Genomic DNA, 15,898 nt, shown 5'->3' on the forward strand with positions numbered 1-15,898 from the left:
GCCGGCGTTCCCTGTCGAAGTGGGGCGCATTCTACAGCCCCACCGTTTTCTGTCAACGACCTTTTTGAACTTTTTTATCACGGTTTCGGTTTGCCGCTATGAAACCGCTGCTTTTCCAGCCAGAACGTCCGATTTTTAACCGTATCTGCCTGATTAATGCTCTACCGCGTGCTTGCGCCCCTTCCGAAACAGGGAGCGAACCGGTCCCGACAACGTGTAAACCAGGAAAGCGCTGAACAGGACGGTGCCTGGATCCAGGGCCACCACCACAAAGATCAGCACCACAAGCAGAATGGCGGCAAAAGGAACCCGCCCCCGCATATCCAGGTCCTTGAAACTGTTGTAAAGGATATTGGACACCATCAGCACTCCGGAACCCCCGACTACCAGTATGGTCAGCGCCGTCAGCCAACCGGCCGGCTCCCAGGTGTGGAAACACCAGACCAGCCCGGCGACAACCCCGGCGGCCGAGGGGCTCGGCAGGCCTACAAAGAACTTCTTGTCCACGGAGCCGATCTGGGTATTGAAGCGAGCCAGACGCAAAGCCGCACCGGCCACGTAGATAAAGGTAACCGCCCAGCCCACCTGGCCCAGGCTGTTCAGGGACCAGAAAAACGCGACCAACCCCGGCGCCACGCCGAAAGCCACCATGTCCGCGAGACTGTCATATTCCTCGCCAAACTTGCTCTGGGTGTTGGTCATCCGGGCAACACGACCGTCCAGGCCATCGAGCACCATGGACACAAAGATGGCGATGGCTGCATTGGCGAACATGCCGTTGGCCGCAGAAACAATCGCGTAGAAACCTGAAAACAACGAAGCCGTGGTCAGGGAGTTTGGCAGCAGATAAATGCCCCGGCGACGAACCCGCGCACCTTCCACCACTTCTTCCTCTTCCACCTCACCGGGCAGGAGGTCGTCGCGTTCAGTGTCCGCTACTTTTGGCTCTTTCTTCTCGTCGCTCATGAAACCGATTCCGTCATGGATGAACTGCTCAGTATAACCCTCAAGGGGCGAGGGCAAAAAATACGTACTGCCCCCGAAACGAAAAACGCGGCCCCGGAGGCCGCGTTTTCAGGTCAGATGCTGTCGACAGGGATCAGTTCTTGTCCTTGTCCACGATCTTGTTGGCAGAGATCCAAGGCATCATGGAACGCAGCTTCTCACCCACCACTTCAATGTCATGTGCAGCGTTCTGGCGACGGCGCGCTGTCATGGACGGGTAGTTCAGGCCGCCTTCGGAGATAAACATCTTGGCGTACTCACCGCTCTGGATACGCTTGAGGGCATTGCGCATGGCTTCGCGGGACTGCTCGTTGATGATCTCCGGCCCGGTCACGTACTCACCATACTCCGCGTTGTTGGAGATGGAGTAGTTCATGTTGGCGATGCCGCCTTCGTACATCAGGTCAACGATCAGCTTGAGCTCGTGCAGGCACTCGAAGTAGGCCATTTCCGGGGCATAACCTGCCTCAACCAGGGTTTCGAAACCGGCCTTGACCAGTTCAACGGTACCACCACACAGAACCGCCTGCTCACCGAACAGGTCGGTTTCAGTCTCATCCTTGAAGGTGGTTTCGATGATACCGGTACGACCACCGCCGATGCCGCTGGCGTAGGACAGGGCCAGGTTCTTGGCGTTGCCGGAAGCGTCCTGGAAGATGGCGATCAGGTCAGGGATACCGCCGCCACGCTCGAACTCGGTGCGCACGGTGTGACCCGGAGCCTTCGGAGCCACCATAATCACGTCCAGGTCCTTGCGGGGAACGATCTGGTTATAATGGATGGCGAAGCCGTGGGCGAAAGCCAGGGTTGCGCCTTCCTTCAGGTTCGGCTCGATCTGGGACTGGTACAGCTCGGACTGGTACTCGTCCGGGGTCAGTACCATGACCACGTCGGCCGCGGCAACCGCGGTCGGAACGTCAGCGGTTTTCAGGCCGTAGGCTTCTGCCTTGGCGATGGAGGAAGATCCGGGGCGCAGGCCCACAGTGACGTCGACGCCGGATTCCTTCAGATTGCATGCATGGGCATGGCCCTGGGAACCGAAGCCGAGAATGGCCACTTTCTTGCCCTGGATGATGGAAAGATCGCAATCCTTATCGTAATAAACCTGCATAGTAACCTCTGTCTTGGTTTGGCCCTGTTCGGGCAGGGCCTGAGTGAAAAAATCCTAAATGACTCAGAGACTGAGCACCTTTTCGCCACGGGCAATGCCGGACACACCGGAGCGCACCACTTCCAGCACACCGGTGGTGCCGACGGCCTGGATAAAGGCATCCAGCTTGTCGCTGTTACCGGCCAGCTGCACGGTGTACACCGTACTGGTCACATCCACGATCTGGCCCCGGAAGATATCCACGGTGCGCTTGATCTCGGCCCGCTGGGCACCGGTGGCCTTCAGCTTCACCAGCATCAGCTCTCGCTCGATATGGGCGCCCTCGGTCAGGTCCACCAGCTTGACCACTTCAATCAGCTTGTTGAGCTGCTTGGTGATCTGCTCGATAACCTTGTCGGAACCGGTGGTGGTGACGGTCAACCGCGAGAGGGTCTCGTCCTCGGTAGGCGCAACTGTCAGGGTTTCGATGTTGTAGTTACGCTGGGAGAACAACCCTACAACCCGCGACAAGGCACCCGGCTCGTTTTCCAGCAATACAGAAATGATTCGACGCATGATCACACCCTCTCCGTCTTGCTGAGCCACATGTCTTTCATGGCACCACGGGCCACCTGCATGGGGTATACGTGCTCGAACCTGTCCACATAAATATCCAGGAACACCAGCTTGTCTTTCATGGCCAGGGCTTCTTTCAGCTTGGGCTCGAGGTCTTCCTTGCGGTCAATGCGAATACCCACATGGCCGTAGGCTTCGGCCAGCTTGATGAAGTCCGGCAGGGACTCCATGTAGGACTGGGAGTGACGGGACTCGTAGTTCATGTCCTGCCACTGCTTGACCATGCCGAGGGCCTGGTTGTTCAGGTTGATGATCTTGACCGGCAGGTCGTACTGGCTGCAGGTGGACAGCTCCTGGATGTTCATCTGGATACTGCCCTCACCGGTAATGCACAGCACCTCGTCATCGGGATAATTGAGTTTGACCCCCATGGCTGCAGGCAGGCCGAAGCCCATGGTGCCCAGGCCACCGGAGTTGATCCAGCGGTTGGGCCGGTCAAACTTGTAGTACTGGGCGGCGAACATCTGATGCTGACCCACGTCGGTGGTGACATAGGCCTCGCCATTGGTCAGGCGATGGAGCATTTCGATGACTTCCTGGGGCTTGATAACATCATCGCTGGTTTCATAGCGCATGCCGTGGAACGCACGCCAGTCGTCGATCTGTTTCCACCAGGCCTTGAGCGCGTCGACGTCCGGCTTCTGTTTCGCCTCCCTGACCAGGCCGATCATCTCCCTCAGAACCGCATCCACCGGCCCAACGATGGGCACATCCGCTTCCACCGTCTTGGAAATGGATGCCGGATCAATGTCGATATGGATGATCCGGGCACCCGGACAGAACTTCTCGGTGGCATTGGTAACCCGGTCGTCGAAGCGGGCACCAACTGCCAGGATCAGGTCCGAGTGGTGCATGGCCATATTGGATTCATAGGTCCCATGCATACCCAGCCAGCCCAGGTGCTGCTTGTCAGAAGCGGGATAGCAACCGATACCCATCAGTGTATTGGTAATGGGATAACCCAGGGTACGGGTCAGCTCGGTCAGTTGCTCGGTGGCCTTGCCCAGAATGACTCCGCCGCCGGCGTAGATGATGGGACGTTTTGCCGCCAGCAGCATATCGACCGCCTTGCGGATCTGGCCGGTATGGCCACGGACCGCCGGGTTGTATGAACGCAGCTTGACCTTCTTCGGGTAGGAATACTCATAGCGCTCGTTGGGGGTGGTCATATCCTTGGGAATGTCCACCACCACCGGTCCGGGGCGGCCGGTTGATGCAATGTAGTAGGCCTTGCGAATAATCTCGGGAATCTCTTCCGGATGACGCACGGACAGGTTGTGTTTCACCACCGGGCGGGAAACGCCGATCATGTCCGTTTCCTGGAAGGCGTCCTCACCGATCAGGGTGGACGCTACCTGACCGCACAATACCACCATGGGAATGGAATCCATAAAGGCGGTGGCAATGCCGGTAATAGTGTTGGTGGCTCCAGGACCCGAGGTCACCAGTACGGTACCTGGTTTACCGGATGCGCGGGCGTAGCCGTCGGCCATGTGGACCGCAGCCTGCTCGTGACGCACCAGGATGTGCTTGACTTTGTCCTGCCTGAACAGCGCGTCATAAATATGCAGCGCTGCACCACCGGGATAACCATAGATGTACTCTATACCCTCATCCTGCAAGGAGCGGATGAGCATATCGGCACCAGACAATAACTCCACGTGATTTACCCTCTATAAACGAGTGAATGTTACGGGATTCCTCCCGAATTGCCTGGATGCCCGGTGCCTTGCCTCTTTTGAAGGCCGGCCTGGGCGTTCCGCCACACCATGTCTGACAGAGGTTGTCTCCTGGACAGCCCGGCTCCTGAGGGTTCCGGAACAGGGCCAGTCAACGGGTTGCCAGGATATGAGCGCTTTGCTGATACAAAAAGGCAACCGCCTGTACACGGGGTACAGGAAGTACAGTGTGGTATTCAACGGGGGTTACTGCTCGGGATTGCCTGCCGTATTGACCCCTGCTTTCAGGCAATCTGTAATTTTGACAGCGGGAAAGTATCTGTCAATAGAAACGGCGTCGCCACAAGCCCAAACTGGCAAAAAGCTACCCGCAACCATTCATCATGCCAAGGCGCTGTGATATTGCATTCCCGGGACTGGCGGCTTTCCGTCGTGTGTGCCTGCTGGTTCACAGATTCGTCGGCAAGCCGGGAAAACCTTTGCCCGCCATGGCATGATTCGCTTTAATGAACAGGTTATTGTTGGTCAGGCATGGCCGACCCGGCAGTTATTCTTCCAGGGATTTTTCAGATATGACTCGACGCCTGATTTTGATGGCCGCAATCGTCCTGCTCACCCCTGCCATGGGGTTAGCAGATTCTTCGGTGTACCGCTGGACAGATGAGAACGGCGTGGTGCACTTTGGCGACCGGGAGCCCGCTGGTGGCTCAGCCGACCGCGTCAGCGTGAAGACGGGCACGTCCTCCCGCAACTCGGACCGCAAGTCATTTCAGGAGCAGGTAGAAGCCCTGGATGAACGAAAGGCCGAACGAGACCGCCGTGAAAACGAATCCGCCGTGGAAGAGGCCCGTCGCAAGCAGCGGGACGCCCGCTGTGATACGGCACGGGCAAACCTACAGGCCATCAACAGCAACGCACGTATCCGCGTGGCGGACGCTGACGGCGAGCAGCGGTACCTCACGCCGGAGGAAATCCAGGAGAAGCGCGCTGAGTTCGAAACCATTGTTGAGGAAAGCTGCGACGACAACCCTGAGTCCTGAACCGGCCGCCAGCTGCACATGACTACAAAAACGGGAGCCCTTGAGCTCCCGTTTTTGTAGATGGCACCTCGGCCAGCGGCCTCAGCGTCACGCCTTGCTGAACACCAGCTGGTGGTCCTGCACAGTGCCCCGGATCACGTCGCCGGAGACAAACTCCCCCTGCAACAGCTTCTGGGCCAGCGGGTTCTCGATCATCCGCTGGATCGCCCGCTTCAGGGGCCGCGCTCCGTAGACCGGGTCGTAGCCGACTTCCGCCAGCAGCTCCATGGCGGCCTCGTCCAGTTCCAGCGTCATATCCTGTTCCTTCAGGCGCTTGCTCAGGGACTGGATCTGGATGCTGGCGATGCCACGGATCTGGTTCTCCGCCAGCGGGTGGAACACCACCACTTCATCCACGCGGTTGATGAACTCGGGACGGAAGTGCGTACCCACCACTTCCATTACCGCGTTCTTCATAGCCTCGTAGTTTTCCTCGCCAGCCTTCTGCTGGATGATGTCGGACCCCAGGTTGGAGGTCATGACAATCACTGTGTTACGGAAGTCTACGGTGCGACCCTGGCCATCGGTCAGGCGGCCGTCCTCGAGCACCTGCAGCAGGATGTTGAACACGTCCGGGTGAGCTTTTTCCACTTCGTCCAGCAACAGCACAGAGTAAGGACGGCGGCGAACGGCTTCGGTCAGGTAGCCGCCCTCTTCATAACCCACGTAGCCGGGAGGGGCACCAATGAGCCGCGCAACGGAGTGCTTCTCCATAAACTCGGACATGTCGATACGCACCATGGCCTCTTCGGTATCAAAGAGGAAAGACGCCAGCGACTTGCACAACTCGGTCTTGCCCACACCGGTCGGCCCCAGGAACAGGAAGGAACCGTTAGGACGATTGGGGTCTGACAACCCGGCACGGGAACGGCGCACGGCGTTGGCAACCGCTTCCACTGCCTCGTCCTGGCCGATAACCCGCTCATGGAGTGCTTCCTCCATGCGCATGAGCTTGTCCCGCTCGCCCTCAAGCATCTTGGACACCGGGATACCGGTCCACTTGGACACCACCTCGGCGATCTCCTCGTCGGTGACCCGGTTGCGCAGCAGCTTCATCTCCATCATTTCGGCCTGGCTGGCCATGTCCAGCTGCCGTTCCAGCTCCGGAATGGTGCCGTACTGGAGCTCGGACATCCTGCCCAGGTCTCCCGCGCGGCGGGCGTTTTCCAGGTCGATCCGCGCCTGCTCCAGCTGGCTCTTGATCTTCTGGGAACCATGCAGCGCCGCTTTCTCGGTGTTCCAGACCTCTTCCAGGTCTGCATATTCCCGCTCAACACCGGTGATCACATCAGACAGTTCCTGCAGGCGTTTCTTCGAGGCCGCATCGCTTTCCTTCTTGAGGGCTTCCCGCTCGATCTTGAGCTGGATCAGCCGGCGCTCAAGGCGGTCCAGGGCTTCCGGCTTGGAGTCCATCTCCATACGGATCTGGCTGGCCGCTTCGTCCACCAGGTCAATGGCCTTGTCCGGCAGCTGCCGGTCAGCGATGTAACGATGAGACAACTTGGCGGCGGCGATGATAGCGCCGTCGGTTACCTCAACACCGTGATGCACTTCGTAGCGCTCTTTCAGGCCCCGAAGAATGGCAATGGTGTCTTCCTCCGACGGTTCACTGACCAGGACCTTCTGGAAGCGGCGCTCCAGGGCGGCATCCTTCTCGATGTTTTCCCGGTATTCGTCCAGGGTAGTGGCGCCCACACAGTGCAGCTCGCCACGGGCCAGGGCCGGCTTGAGCATGTTACCCGCATCCATGGAACCTTCCGCCTTGCCGGCGCCAACCATGGTGTGGATCTCATCGATAAACAGGATGATCTGGCCTTCCTGCTTGGACAGTTCGTTCAACACGGCCTTCAGACGCTCTTCGAACTCGCCCCGGAACTTGGCACCGGCAATGAGGGAGCCCATATCCAGAGACAGGACCCTCTTGTCTTTGAGGCCGTCCGGCACCTCACCGTTGACGATGCGCTGGGCCAGACCTTCGACGATCGCCGTCTTGCCCACCCCGGGCTCGCCGATCAGTACCGGGTTGTTCTTGCGCCGGCGCTGGAGTACCTGAATGGTGCGGCGGATTTCATCGTCCCGTCCGATCACCGGGTCCAGCTTGCCTGCCTCTGCGCGCTCGGTGAGATCGATGGTGTACTTGGACAGGGCCTGACGGTTTTCCTCGGCGCCGGCATCGTTCACGCTTTCTCCGCCGCGGACCTCGTCGATGGCCTTTTCCAGGTTTTCTTTCGTGACACCCTGTTCCTTGAGCACACGGCCAAGGGTGCCCCGGCTGTCCAGCGCCGCCAGTAGCATCAGCTCGCTGGAGATGAACTGGTCACCCCGCTGCTGGGCCAGCTTGTCTGCGAGATTGAACAGGCGCCCCATGTCGTTGGACATGGAAACGTCGCCAGCGGAGCCTTTTACCTCCGGCAGGTTTTCAATCTCCCGGGCGATGGCCTGGCGAACACGACCAGGTTCAGCGCCAGCCTGCTTCAGCAGTGGCTTGATGGAACTGCCTTCCTGGTCCAGCAGCACCTGCATCAGGTGCACCGGCTCGATAAAATTGTGGTCCTTGCCAACCGCAAGGGACTGGGCATCCGCAAGGGCGGTCTGCAGCCGGCTGGTCAGTTTGTCGATTCGCATGTTTTATGATCCCCGATTCAGAGTCTGGGTGCCGCTCCCTATAACGGGAGAAACAGGCGGCAATCCCGTTTGCTTTGACATTCAATGTAGGGGCTGAGGGAAGGACTTCAAGGTAAGGTGGCAAGAAAGTGTCAGAAAATTGACAGGCGTCATCAGAAGCGAAACAGAATACGGGAAACCCGGCATCAATCAGTCAGCCAGATACAACTGGCCATCCGCCCCGTTTGACCATCACGGCGGTAGGAGAAAAACCGTTGCGGCTCACTGACCGTACAGAGACCGCCCCCAAATACGCGGGTGACCCCGAGGCGCTCCAGCCGGTAACGGGCCAGGCCATAAATATCCGCCATAAAATGACCTGGCTGCGCAGGGGACAACGCAAAGAAGCGGTCTGCGTCACGACTGTCGGCCAGAAACTGCTCTCGCACTTCCGGCCCCACTTCAAACTGCTCCGGGCCGATGGCCGGCCCCAGCCAGGCCATGAGCTCCTCCGGAACGGGAAACCGACGGACGGTATTTTCCAGTATCCCGGCGGCAAGGCCACGCCAGCCGGCGTGGGCAGCGGCCACCCGGGTGCCGGCCTGGTCGCAGAACAGCACCGGCAGGCAGTCCGCGGTCAGAATGGCGCATACCTGGCCGGGCCGATCGGTCACCGCCGCATCGGCAACCCGCTCGCTGTCTGGCAGGACGGCCACATCGGTGCCATGCACCTGCTGGAGCCAGTAAAAGTTGTCGGATTCCAGATGAGCCCAATGGGCCAGTCGGCGCCGGTTCTCAAGCACATCGCCATGGTTGTCACCCACATGGTCCCCCAGGTTCATGGAAGCCCAGGGGGCCGAACTGACACCGCCAGCCCGGGTCGTACATAGTGCCCGCACTTTGGCCGGCGCCGGCCAGTCCGGGTGCAGGACGGGCAACTCAGAACTCATGGCTTTCCAGCTCCCGGGCGTGTTTGCGCAACGCGGCCAGCAGGTTTTCAAAGTCTTCCGGCAGGGGCACTTCCCAGCTCAGGGTTTCGCCGGTTTCCGGATGCTCCAGGGTCAGTTGGCGCGCATGCAGCGCCTGACGGTGAAAAGCAGCCAGAACCTCTCTCAACTCCTCGGTAGTGCCTTTCGGCAACCTCAACCGGCCACCGTACAGCGGATCGCCCACCAGTGGATGGCGCACGTGGGCCATATGCACCCGGATCTGGTGGGTGCGGCCACTTTCCAGCTTGCAGCGAATGTGGGTGTGGGCAGCGAAACGCTCCACCAGTCGGTAATGGGTCACGGCCGGCTTTCCGGAGGGTACCACCGCCATTTTCTTGCGATCCACGGGATGGCGGCCAATGGGTGCATCCACAGTGGCACCGCCGGTCAGTTCGCCTACCACCACCGCCTCGTACTCCCGGCCCATGGTGCGGGTCTGCAACTGGTCCACCAGGGAGGTGTGGGCAATCAGGCTGCGAGCCACCACCATGATGCCAGAGGTATCCTTGTCCAGACGGTGCACGATTCCCGCGCGGGGCAGGTTTTCCACTTCCGGTGCGTAGTTCAACAGGGCATTGACCAGCGTGCCATCGGCATGACCAGCGGCAGGGTGTACCACCAGACCGGCGGGCTTGTTGATCACCAGCAGATGGTCGTCCTCATACACCACGTCCAGCTCGATAGACTGAGCCTGCCACTCCACCTGGGCTTCGGGCTCGGCATCCAGCTCGATACGGTCACCCATCATCACCTTGTCCCGCGGCTTGCACTGCTTGCCGTTGAGCGTCAGAGTGCCGCCCTTGATCCACCCCTGCAGGCGGGAGCGGGAATGTTCGGGCATCAGTTCTGCCACTGCCTGATCCAGGCGGCGGTCAGAAAGCTCGTGAGGCACCTCGAAAGACGCACGTATTCGGGAATGTTCGGTCATACTGGCCCCGGGCCGTTGCGGGCGCTGAAACACCATGAAAACCGGTGGTGGTTGTCGTGTTCCAGGCGCACCTGGTGAATATTCGTTAAACCAATGCACTATCTGCGCAGTGTACCGCTCCATTTACCTTATGTGCCGTTGAAACACTGCACAATGGCAAACAAGGTCGTTACAATGGCCCACTGCCGTTATCCGTGAGGATAGCTGGTAACCAGTCATTATACGGGATTCAGGCATGAGATCAGGTTTTCGTTGTGCATTGCTGGCCGCCACATTGGTTCTCGGGGCCTGCGCGTCGACACAGGACGATCAGGACGTTCTGCCGGAAGAGGCCTATTACGACAACGCGCGCAAGGCCATGAACTCCGGCAACTTCAATGAAGCCGAGAGCAACCTGGACCAGCTGGAGACCTACTACCCCTTCGGCCGTTATGCGGAACAGGCCCAGCTGGACCTGATCTACGCCCGTTATCAGAACCTCGATCTTGAGGGGGCTCGCAGTGCAGCAGACCGCTTCCTGCGCCTGAATCCCCAGAGTGAACACGCCGACTACGCCCTTTACATGCGAGGCCTCGCCTCCTATAACCTGGACGTCGGCCTGGCCACCCGGTACCTGGGCGTTGACCCCACCGACCGGGATCCTGGCGAACAGCGACAGGCATTCCAGGACTTCTCCGAATTGCTGGACCGATATCCGGACAGCCAGTACGCCCCGGATGCCCGCCAGCGGATGATCGCTATCCGTAACCGGCTGGCAGAGCTGGAGCTGCATGCCGCGCGTTATTATGTCCGCCGCCAGGCCTACATGGCGGCCAACAACCGGGCCCGGTACGTGGTAGAGAACTTCCCGGACTCGCCTTCTACGGAAGAAGCCCTGGTTCTGATGGCAGAAACCTATCAGGCCCTGGACCTGGACGACGCTGCAAAGGACGCGGTTCGCCTGTTGGCCGTCAACCACCCGGAGAGTGAGGCCTTTGACGGCAATATGCAGTTCCAGGGCCGGGACCTCACCCCCGAGAACCGGTCACTGCTGAACGTGATGACCTTCGGACTGTTCGGGCGGGACTGACCCCGCCCATGGGCACGCTTCTCAGTTACCGATTTTCCAGCCGTTGGTGATGGGATAACGCCGGTCCTTGCCGAAGCCCCTCTCGGTGATCCTGACACCAATCGGGGCCTGCCGGCGCTTGTATTCGTTGATATCCACCAGTCGCACTACCCGCTCCACATCCCTGCGGTCAAATCCTTCCGCCACGATGGCTTCAGCGCTGAAGTCCCGTTCCACATAAAGGTTCAGGATCTGATCCAGCACGTCGTAACCCGGCAGGCTGTCTTCATCCTTCTGGTCCGGCGCCAGTTCGGCGGAGGGCGGACGGGTGATGACCCGTTCAGGGATCACCGGGCTGACGGTGTTGCGATAACGGGACAGCCGGAAGACCTCGGTCTTGGGCACATCCTTGAGCACGTCAAAGCCACCAGCCATATCGCCGTACAGGGTGGAGTACCCCACCGCCATCTCGCTCTTGTTTCCAGTGGTCAGCACCAGTGATCCAAACTTGTTGGACAGGGACATCAGCAGCACACCCCGCAGGCGGGCCTGGAGGTTTTCTTCCGTGGTATCGGGAGTTGTACCCTCAAACGGTTTTGAAAGTGCGGCCATAAAGGCGTCGTACATGGGCTCGATGGAGAATACGTCGTAACGCACGCCCAGCGCCTTCGCTTCCGCCTCCGCATCTTCCAGGCTCATGGAGGAGGTATAGCGGAACGGCATCATCACTGCGTGGACCCGGTCAGCGCCAAGGGCATCCACCGCAATTGCCAGGGTAAGCGCCGAATCAATACCACCGGAAAGGCCAAGCACAACCGAGCGGAAGCCATTCTTGTTCACATAGTCACGAACACCCAGCACCAGCGCCTTGTAGATATTCTCCTCCAGCGAGGGTTCCGGCGGTCGGGGCCGGGACACCGGCTGACAGTGGTGATCGCAGATAAATTCCACCGGGTAGAGCCCTTCATCAAACTGGGGCACTTCCACCGCCAGTTCCCCGGAATGGTCATAAACCAGCGAGCCGCCGTCGAACACCAGTTCATCCTGGCCACCGACCAGGTTGACGTAAACGATGGCCAGCTCGTTATCCCGCGCCTTGCCCTCGAGCAGGGCCTTGCGACGGGCCTGCTTGCCAATATCATAGGGGGAGGCGTTAAGGTTGATGAGCAGCCTCGCGCCTGCTGCGGCGGCTTGCTCCACCGGGCCATCGCTCCAGATATCCTCACAGACGGTCAGCCCCACCGGCACGCCGCGCAGTTCGACCACACAGGGCCCGGTTCCGGCGGCGAAATAGCGCTTTTCATCAAATACCTGGTAGTTGGGCGGGAACCGCTTGAAATAGGTGGCGCGGATGTCTCCCTGGTCAATCAGAACGGCGGCATTATAGAGCAGCCCCCCCTGCCTGACCGGGGCGCCGATAACACAGGCCGCAGAGAGCCCTGCCTGCTGCAATAAGGCCAGCGCCTCCGCCACTCGCAGGTCCAGGCTGGGGCGCAGCAACAGGTCCTCCGGCGGGTAGCCGGTGAGGCAGAGTTCCGGAAACACAACCAGATCTGCGTTATGCTCTCGCTCAGCCCTGCGGACCGCATCGATCACCAGTTGGGCATTGCCGGGAATATCACCAACCAGAAAATCCATCTGTGCCATGACCACGGTGAATTTCCGTGCCGTCTGACCTGTTGCTGTTGACCCTGGCTGCTGAGACATGCGCCCGCTCCTGTAACCTGTTGCTGTGAAAAGGCTATTATAGCGCTGTAGCCAAGGGATTGCTGCCGTACTGACTCAGGGAAGAACTCCTGAAACCACTGCCAGACTGCAGAGAGAAATACATTTGAGCGACCTGCCTGACGACACGGTCAGCCCGACCGGCCAGAACTACCGCCCGGGAGCACCAGGACAGTCCCAGCGGCTGTTCCGGGTGTACAACCTGTACCGGATCGTGATCAGCCTGGTGCTGACCGGGCTGTTGTTCGTGGACCCAGCCCAGCTCAACCAGCCCCTGCGCCTGGCCGAATATTACCAGGCCGGAGTGCTGGGCTACCTGATTCTCAACAGTGCCATCGGGTTGATGCTGGTGGGCGGGCTCAGCCCCGGCCAGCGCCACATCACCTTTTCGGTATTGGCAGATATCCTGATCATCCACCTTCTGCTTTTCACCAGTTCGGGCATCACCAACGGCCTGGCCAACCTGATCATTATTTCTGTAGCGGCGGGTAACATCCTGACCCCCAGCCGGATGGGCCTTTTCTATGCTGCCCTCGCTGCCATCTGCTCCCTGGCCATTGCGGGCTGGGGCGTGATGGTGCACGGAGATAGCGTGGACAACATTGTCCGGGCGGGCTCACTGGGCATTCTCTACTTCGGCGCGGCGCTGATCCTGCAATCCATTACCCGTCGCATGCAACGCAGCGAAGCCCTGGCGGACTCCCGGGCCCGCAGCATCATCGAACTGGAAAAGATCAACGAACAGATCATCCAGCGCATGCGCACCGGCATTGTGGTAACAGACCAGGACGGACGCATCCGCCTGGCCAACGCTGCGGCAGAAGAGCTCCTGTTCGGGATGACCAGCCACCATGGACACCAGAGCCGGGTCTTGCCGGTGGCATTACTGGAAGGCCTGACCGCCTGGAAGAAAGACCCCCGCAAACGGCCGGAACCCTGCCAGATCCAGCCGGCTGCCCCCATGATCCAGGCCAGCTTCACCCGCCTGGACGAAGAAAACAGCGATCTGATCCTGGTATTTATTGAAGACCTCAGCAAGGTTACCCAGCAGGCCCAGCAGATGAAGCTGGCGTCATTGGGGCGGCTGACCGCCGGTATCGCCCATGAGATCCGCAACCCACTCGGGGCCATCAGCCATGCGGCACAACTGATGAGCGAGTCTGGCGACATTCCGGAGGCGGACCAGCGCATGCTGGAGATCATCCAGCGGCACTCCCGCCGGGTGAACGGTATTATCGAGAACGTGCTGGACCTGTCCCGCCGGCGCCAGGCGGATGCCCGGCTGGTCGATCTGGGCCAGTGGCTGACCGACTTCGTCCGGGAATACCAGCAATCCACAAGTTACCAGAACGGCGAGCCACCCCGAATCACTCTGGAGCTGTCTCCTGAGCTGCCAGCCGCCCGCTTCGACAAAAGTCAGATCGAGCAGGTATTGACCAACCTGTGCGACAACGGCCTGCGCTACAGCAAACAGCATACCGGAAGCGCCACCCTGGTCCTGCGGGCGGGGTCCACCACGGATGGCGAGCGTGCCTATATCGATGTGGAAGACCAGGGACCCGGCATTGCCGATGATCACCGCAATTCGGTGTTCGAGCCCTTCTTCACCACCGACAAGAGCGGCACCGGGCTGGGTCTGTACCTGGCCCGTGAGCTTTGCGAGACCAACCAGGCCCACCTGGCCCTGCTGAAGGACCGGGGGAATGGCTGCTGCTTCCGGATTACCTTCGCGCCCTCCGGCAGACTGATATGAAAACTATAAAGGATATAGCCCTATGACCACCCATACCGCACTGATAGTGGATGATGAACCGGATATCCGCGACCTTCTGGAGATCACCCTGGTGCGCATGGGTATCGCCACCCGTTCGGCTCCCGACCTGGCCACAGCGCGGGAACTGTTGCAGGCGGAACCAGCCCACCTTTGCCTGACCGATATGAACCTGCCGGACGGCAATGGCATCGATCTTGTCGCATGGATCCAGCAGCACCGGCCCGAAACCCCGGTAGCGGTCATTACAGCTTATGGCAACATGGATACCGCCATTGAAGCCCTGAAGGCCGGGGCCTTCGACTTTGTCAGCAAGCCGGTGGAACTGCCCCGCCTGCGAGAGCTGGTGAACAGTGCCCTGCGTCTGTCTGAGCCGGAACGCCAGGAAATCCAGCAGGCGGATGAGCCAGGCCTGTTACTGGGCAACTCCCGCGAAATACAGCGCCTGCGCGGGCAGACCCGCAAGCTGGCCCGCAGCCAGGCACCCGTATTCATCAGTGGCGAATCTGGCAGTGGCAAGGAGCTGGTGGCCCGGATGATCCACATGCAGGGTCCCCGCAGCGACGCACCTTTTGTGGCGGTCAACTGTGGTGCCATTCCATCCGAGTTGATGGAAAGCGAGTTCTTCGGTCATCGCAAGGGCAGCTTCACCGGCGCCAACGAGAGCAAGGACGGCCTGTTTCGCAGCGCCGATGGCGGCACCCTCTTTCTGGACGAAGTGGCCGACCTGCCACTGGCCATGCAGGTGAAACTGTTGCGGGCAATCCAGGAAAAAGCCGTTCGCCCGGTGGGTGAGTCCCGGGAAGTGCCAGTAGACATCCGTATCCTGAGCGCCACCCACAAGAACCTGCCCGAACTGGTCAAGGATGGCAGCTTCCGCCAGGACCTGTTCTATCGCATTAATGTGATTGAACTGGCCGTGCCACCACTGCGGGAGCGCCCTGATGATATCCCGCTACTGGCCAACCATATCCTCGAGCGCATTGCCCGAGAGTACGAGTGCCCCCCTGCGCGGCTCAGTCAGGGCGCACTGAATTACCTGAAGGATTACGCCTTTCCCGGCAACGTGCGGGAGCTGGAGAATATCCTGGAACGGGCGTTTACCCTTTGCGATTCAGAAGTCATCGATACGGAGGACCTGCACATTGGCACATCACCAGTGGACCTTCCCCGGGAGAGGCTAACCCCAGAAAACCATGGCGCTGACCATGGCCAGGCGCTGCCATCATTACCTGATGGCGAGATGGACCTTGAGCAATATCTGGAAACCATTGAACGCCAGGCCATTGAGAAGGCCCTTGAGGCGACACGATGGAACAAGACCGCGGCCGCGAAGCGACTGGG

Annotated in this window: 12 protein-coding genes; 4 read left to right on the forward strand and 8 right to left on the reverse strand. The window is 59.9% G+C overall.

Translation table 11 applies throughout. The features are described from left to right. Positions 1-153 precede the first annotated feature (153 nt). The 4 genes from pssA to ACESMZ_RS17195 all read right to left on the reverse strand — a co-directional run bounded on the left by pssA (position 154) and on the right by ACESMZ_RS17195 (position 4,392). The gene (gene pssA, locus ACESMZ_RS17180; protein WP_372958524.1) at positions 154-966 is read right to left on the reverse strand and encodes a CDP-diacylglycerol--serine O-phosphatidyltransferase; all 813 of its coding nucleotides are present in this window, start codon (positions 964-966) and stop codon (positions 154-156) included. A gap of 133 nt (positions 967-1,099) precedes the next feature. Beyond that, a complete protein-coding gene (gene ilvC / locus ACESMZ_RS17185) occupies positions 1,100-2,116 on the reverse strand; it encodes a ketol-acid reductoisomerase (protein WP_372973066.1) in 1,017 nt (338 codons plus the stop codon). A 63-nt stretch (positions 2,117-2,179) separates the two neighbouring features. Beyond that, positions 2,180-2,671, reverse strand: a complete 492-nt coding sequence (gene ilvN, locus ACESMZ_RS17190; RefSeq protein WP_372958526.1) for an acetolactate synthase small subunit — start codon at positions 2,669-2,671, stop codon at positions 2,180-2,182. Positions 2,672-2,673: 2 nt separating this feature from the next. Continuing rightward, positions 2,674-4,392, reverse strand: coding sequence for an acetolactate synthase 3 large subunit (locus tag ACESMZ_RS17195; RefSeq protein WP_372958527.1), 1,719 nt, complete (start codon positions 4,390-4,392; stop codon positions 2,674-2,676). A 590-nt stretch (positions 4,393-4,982) separates the two neighbouring features. On the opposite strand from ACESMZ_RS17195, the gene ACESMZ_RS17200 reads away from it, so the two are divergent. Further along, a complete protein-coding gene (locus tag ACESMZ_RS17200) occupies positions 4,983-5,450 on the forward strand; it encodes a DUF4124 domain-containing protein (RefSeq protein WP_372958528.1) in 468 nt (155 codons plus the stop codon). 87 nt (positions 5,451-5,537) lie between these two features. Here ACESMZ_RS17200 and clpB read toward each other — a convergent pair whose 3' ends face one another. The 3 genes from clpB to rluD all read right to left on the reverse strand — a co-directional run bounded on the left by clpB (position 5,538) and on the right by rluD (position 10,010). Continuing rightward, on the reverse strand, positions 5,538-8,114 hold the full coding sequence (gene clpB / locus ACESMZ_RS17205; protein ID WP_372958529.1) for an ATP-dependent chaperone ClpB: 2,577 nt from the start codon (positions 8,112-8,114) through the stop codon (positions 5,538-5,540). A gap of 185 nt (positions 8,115-8,299) precedes the next feature. After that, complete coding sequence (pgeF, locus tag ACESMZ_RS17210) at positions 8,300-9,043, reverse strand: peptidoglycan editing factor PgeF (protein ID WP_372958530.1); 744 nt, start codon at positions 9,041-9,043, stop codon at positions 8,300-8,302. Continuing rightward, on the reverse strand, positions 9,033-10,010 hold the full coding sequence (gene rluD, locus ACESMZ_RS17215) for a 23S rRNA pseudouridine(1911/1915/1917) synthase RluD (RefSeq protein ID WP_372958531.1): 978 nt from the start codon (positions 10,008-10,010) through the stop codon (positions 9,033-9,035). The genes pgeF and rluD overlap by 11 nt, the downstream gene beginning before the upstream one ends. Positions 10,011-10,245: 235 nt before the next feature. Here rluD and ACESMZ_RS17220 point away from each other — a divergent pair, with 235 nt between their 5' ends. Next, positions 10,246-11,079, forward strand: coding sequence for an outer membrane protein assembly factor BamD (locus ACESMZ_RS17220; RefSeq protein ID WP_372958532.1), 834 nt, complete (start codon positions 10,246-10,248; stop codon positions 11,077-11,079). A gap of 21 nt (positions 11,080-11,100) precedes the next feature. Here the strand turns inward: ACESMZ_RS17220 and ACESMZ_RS17225 are convergent, their stop codons facing one another. Next, a complete protein-coding gene (locus ACESMZ_RS17225; RefSeq protein ID WP_372958533.1) occupies positions 11,101-12,765 on the reverse strand; it encodes an NAD+ synthase in 1,665 nt (554 codons plus the stop codon). Between the two features lie 124 nt (positions 12,766-12,889). Here ACESMZ_RS17225 and ACESMZ_RS17230 point away from each other — a divergent pair, with 124 nt between their 5' ends. Beyond that, complete coding sequence (locus ACESMZ_RS17230; RefSeq protein ID WP_372958534.1) at positions 12,890-14,536, forward strand: sensor histidine kinase; 1,647 nt, start codon at positions 12,890-12,892, stop codon at positions 14,534-14,536. A gap of 22 nt (positions 14,537-14,558) precedes the next feature. Beyond that, on the forward strand, positions 14,559-15,898 hold a 1,340-nt coding region (locus tag ACESMZ_RS17235), incomplete at its 3' end, for a sigma-54-dependent transcriptional regulator (protein ID WP_372973067.1).

Source organism: Marinobacter sp., from assembly GCF_041690615.1.
Lineage (GTDB): Bacteria > Pseudomonadota > Gammaproteobacteria > Pseudomonadales > Oleiphilaceae > Marinobacter.

What these genes read in the sequence shown, in the direction of transcription:
- pssA (WP_372958524.1), bottom strand. Translation starts at nt 966, where the DNA reads ATGAGCGACGAGAAGAAAGAGCCAAAAGTAGCGGACACTGAACGCGAC.
- ACESMZ_RS17220 (WP_372958532.1), top strand. Translation starts at nt 10,246, where the DNA reads ATGAGATCAGGTTTTCGTTGTGCATTGCTGGCCGCCACATTGGTTCTC.
- ilvC (WP_372973066.1), bottom strand. Translation starts at nt 2,116, where the DNA reads ATGCAGGTTTATTACGATAAGGATTGCGATCTTTCCATCATCCAGGGC.
- rluD (WP_372958531.1), bottom strand. Translation starts at nt 10,010, where the DNA reads ATGACCGAACATTCCCGAATACGTGCGTCTTTCGAGGTGCCTCACGAG.
- ACESMZ_RS17225 (WP_372958533.1), bottom strand. Translation starts at nt 12,765, where the DNA reads ATGTCTCAGCAGCCAGGGTCAACAGCAACAGGTCAGACGGCACGGAAA.
- ilvN (WP_372958526.1), bottom strand. Translation starts at nt 2,671, where the DNA reads ATGCGTCGAATCATTTCTGTATTGCTGGAAAACGAGCCGGGTGCCTTG.
- pgeF (WP_372958530.1), bottom strand. Translation starts at nt 9,043, where the DNA reads ATGAGTTCTGAGTTGCCCGTCCTGCACCCGGACTGGCCGGCGCCGGCC.
- clpB (WP_372958529.1), bottom strand. Translation starts at nt 8,114, where the DNA reads ATGCGAATCGACAAACTGACCAGCCGGCTGCAGACCGCCCTTGCGGAT.
- ACESMZ_RS17200 (WP_372958528.1), top strand. Translation starts at nt 4,983, where the DNA reads ATGACTCGACGCCTGATTTTGATGGCCGCAATCGTCCTGCTCACCCCT.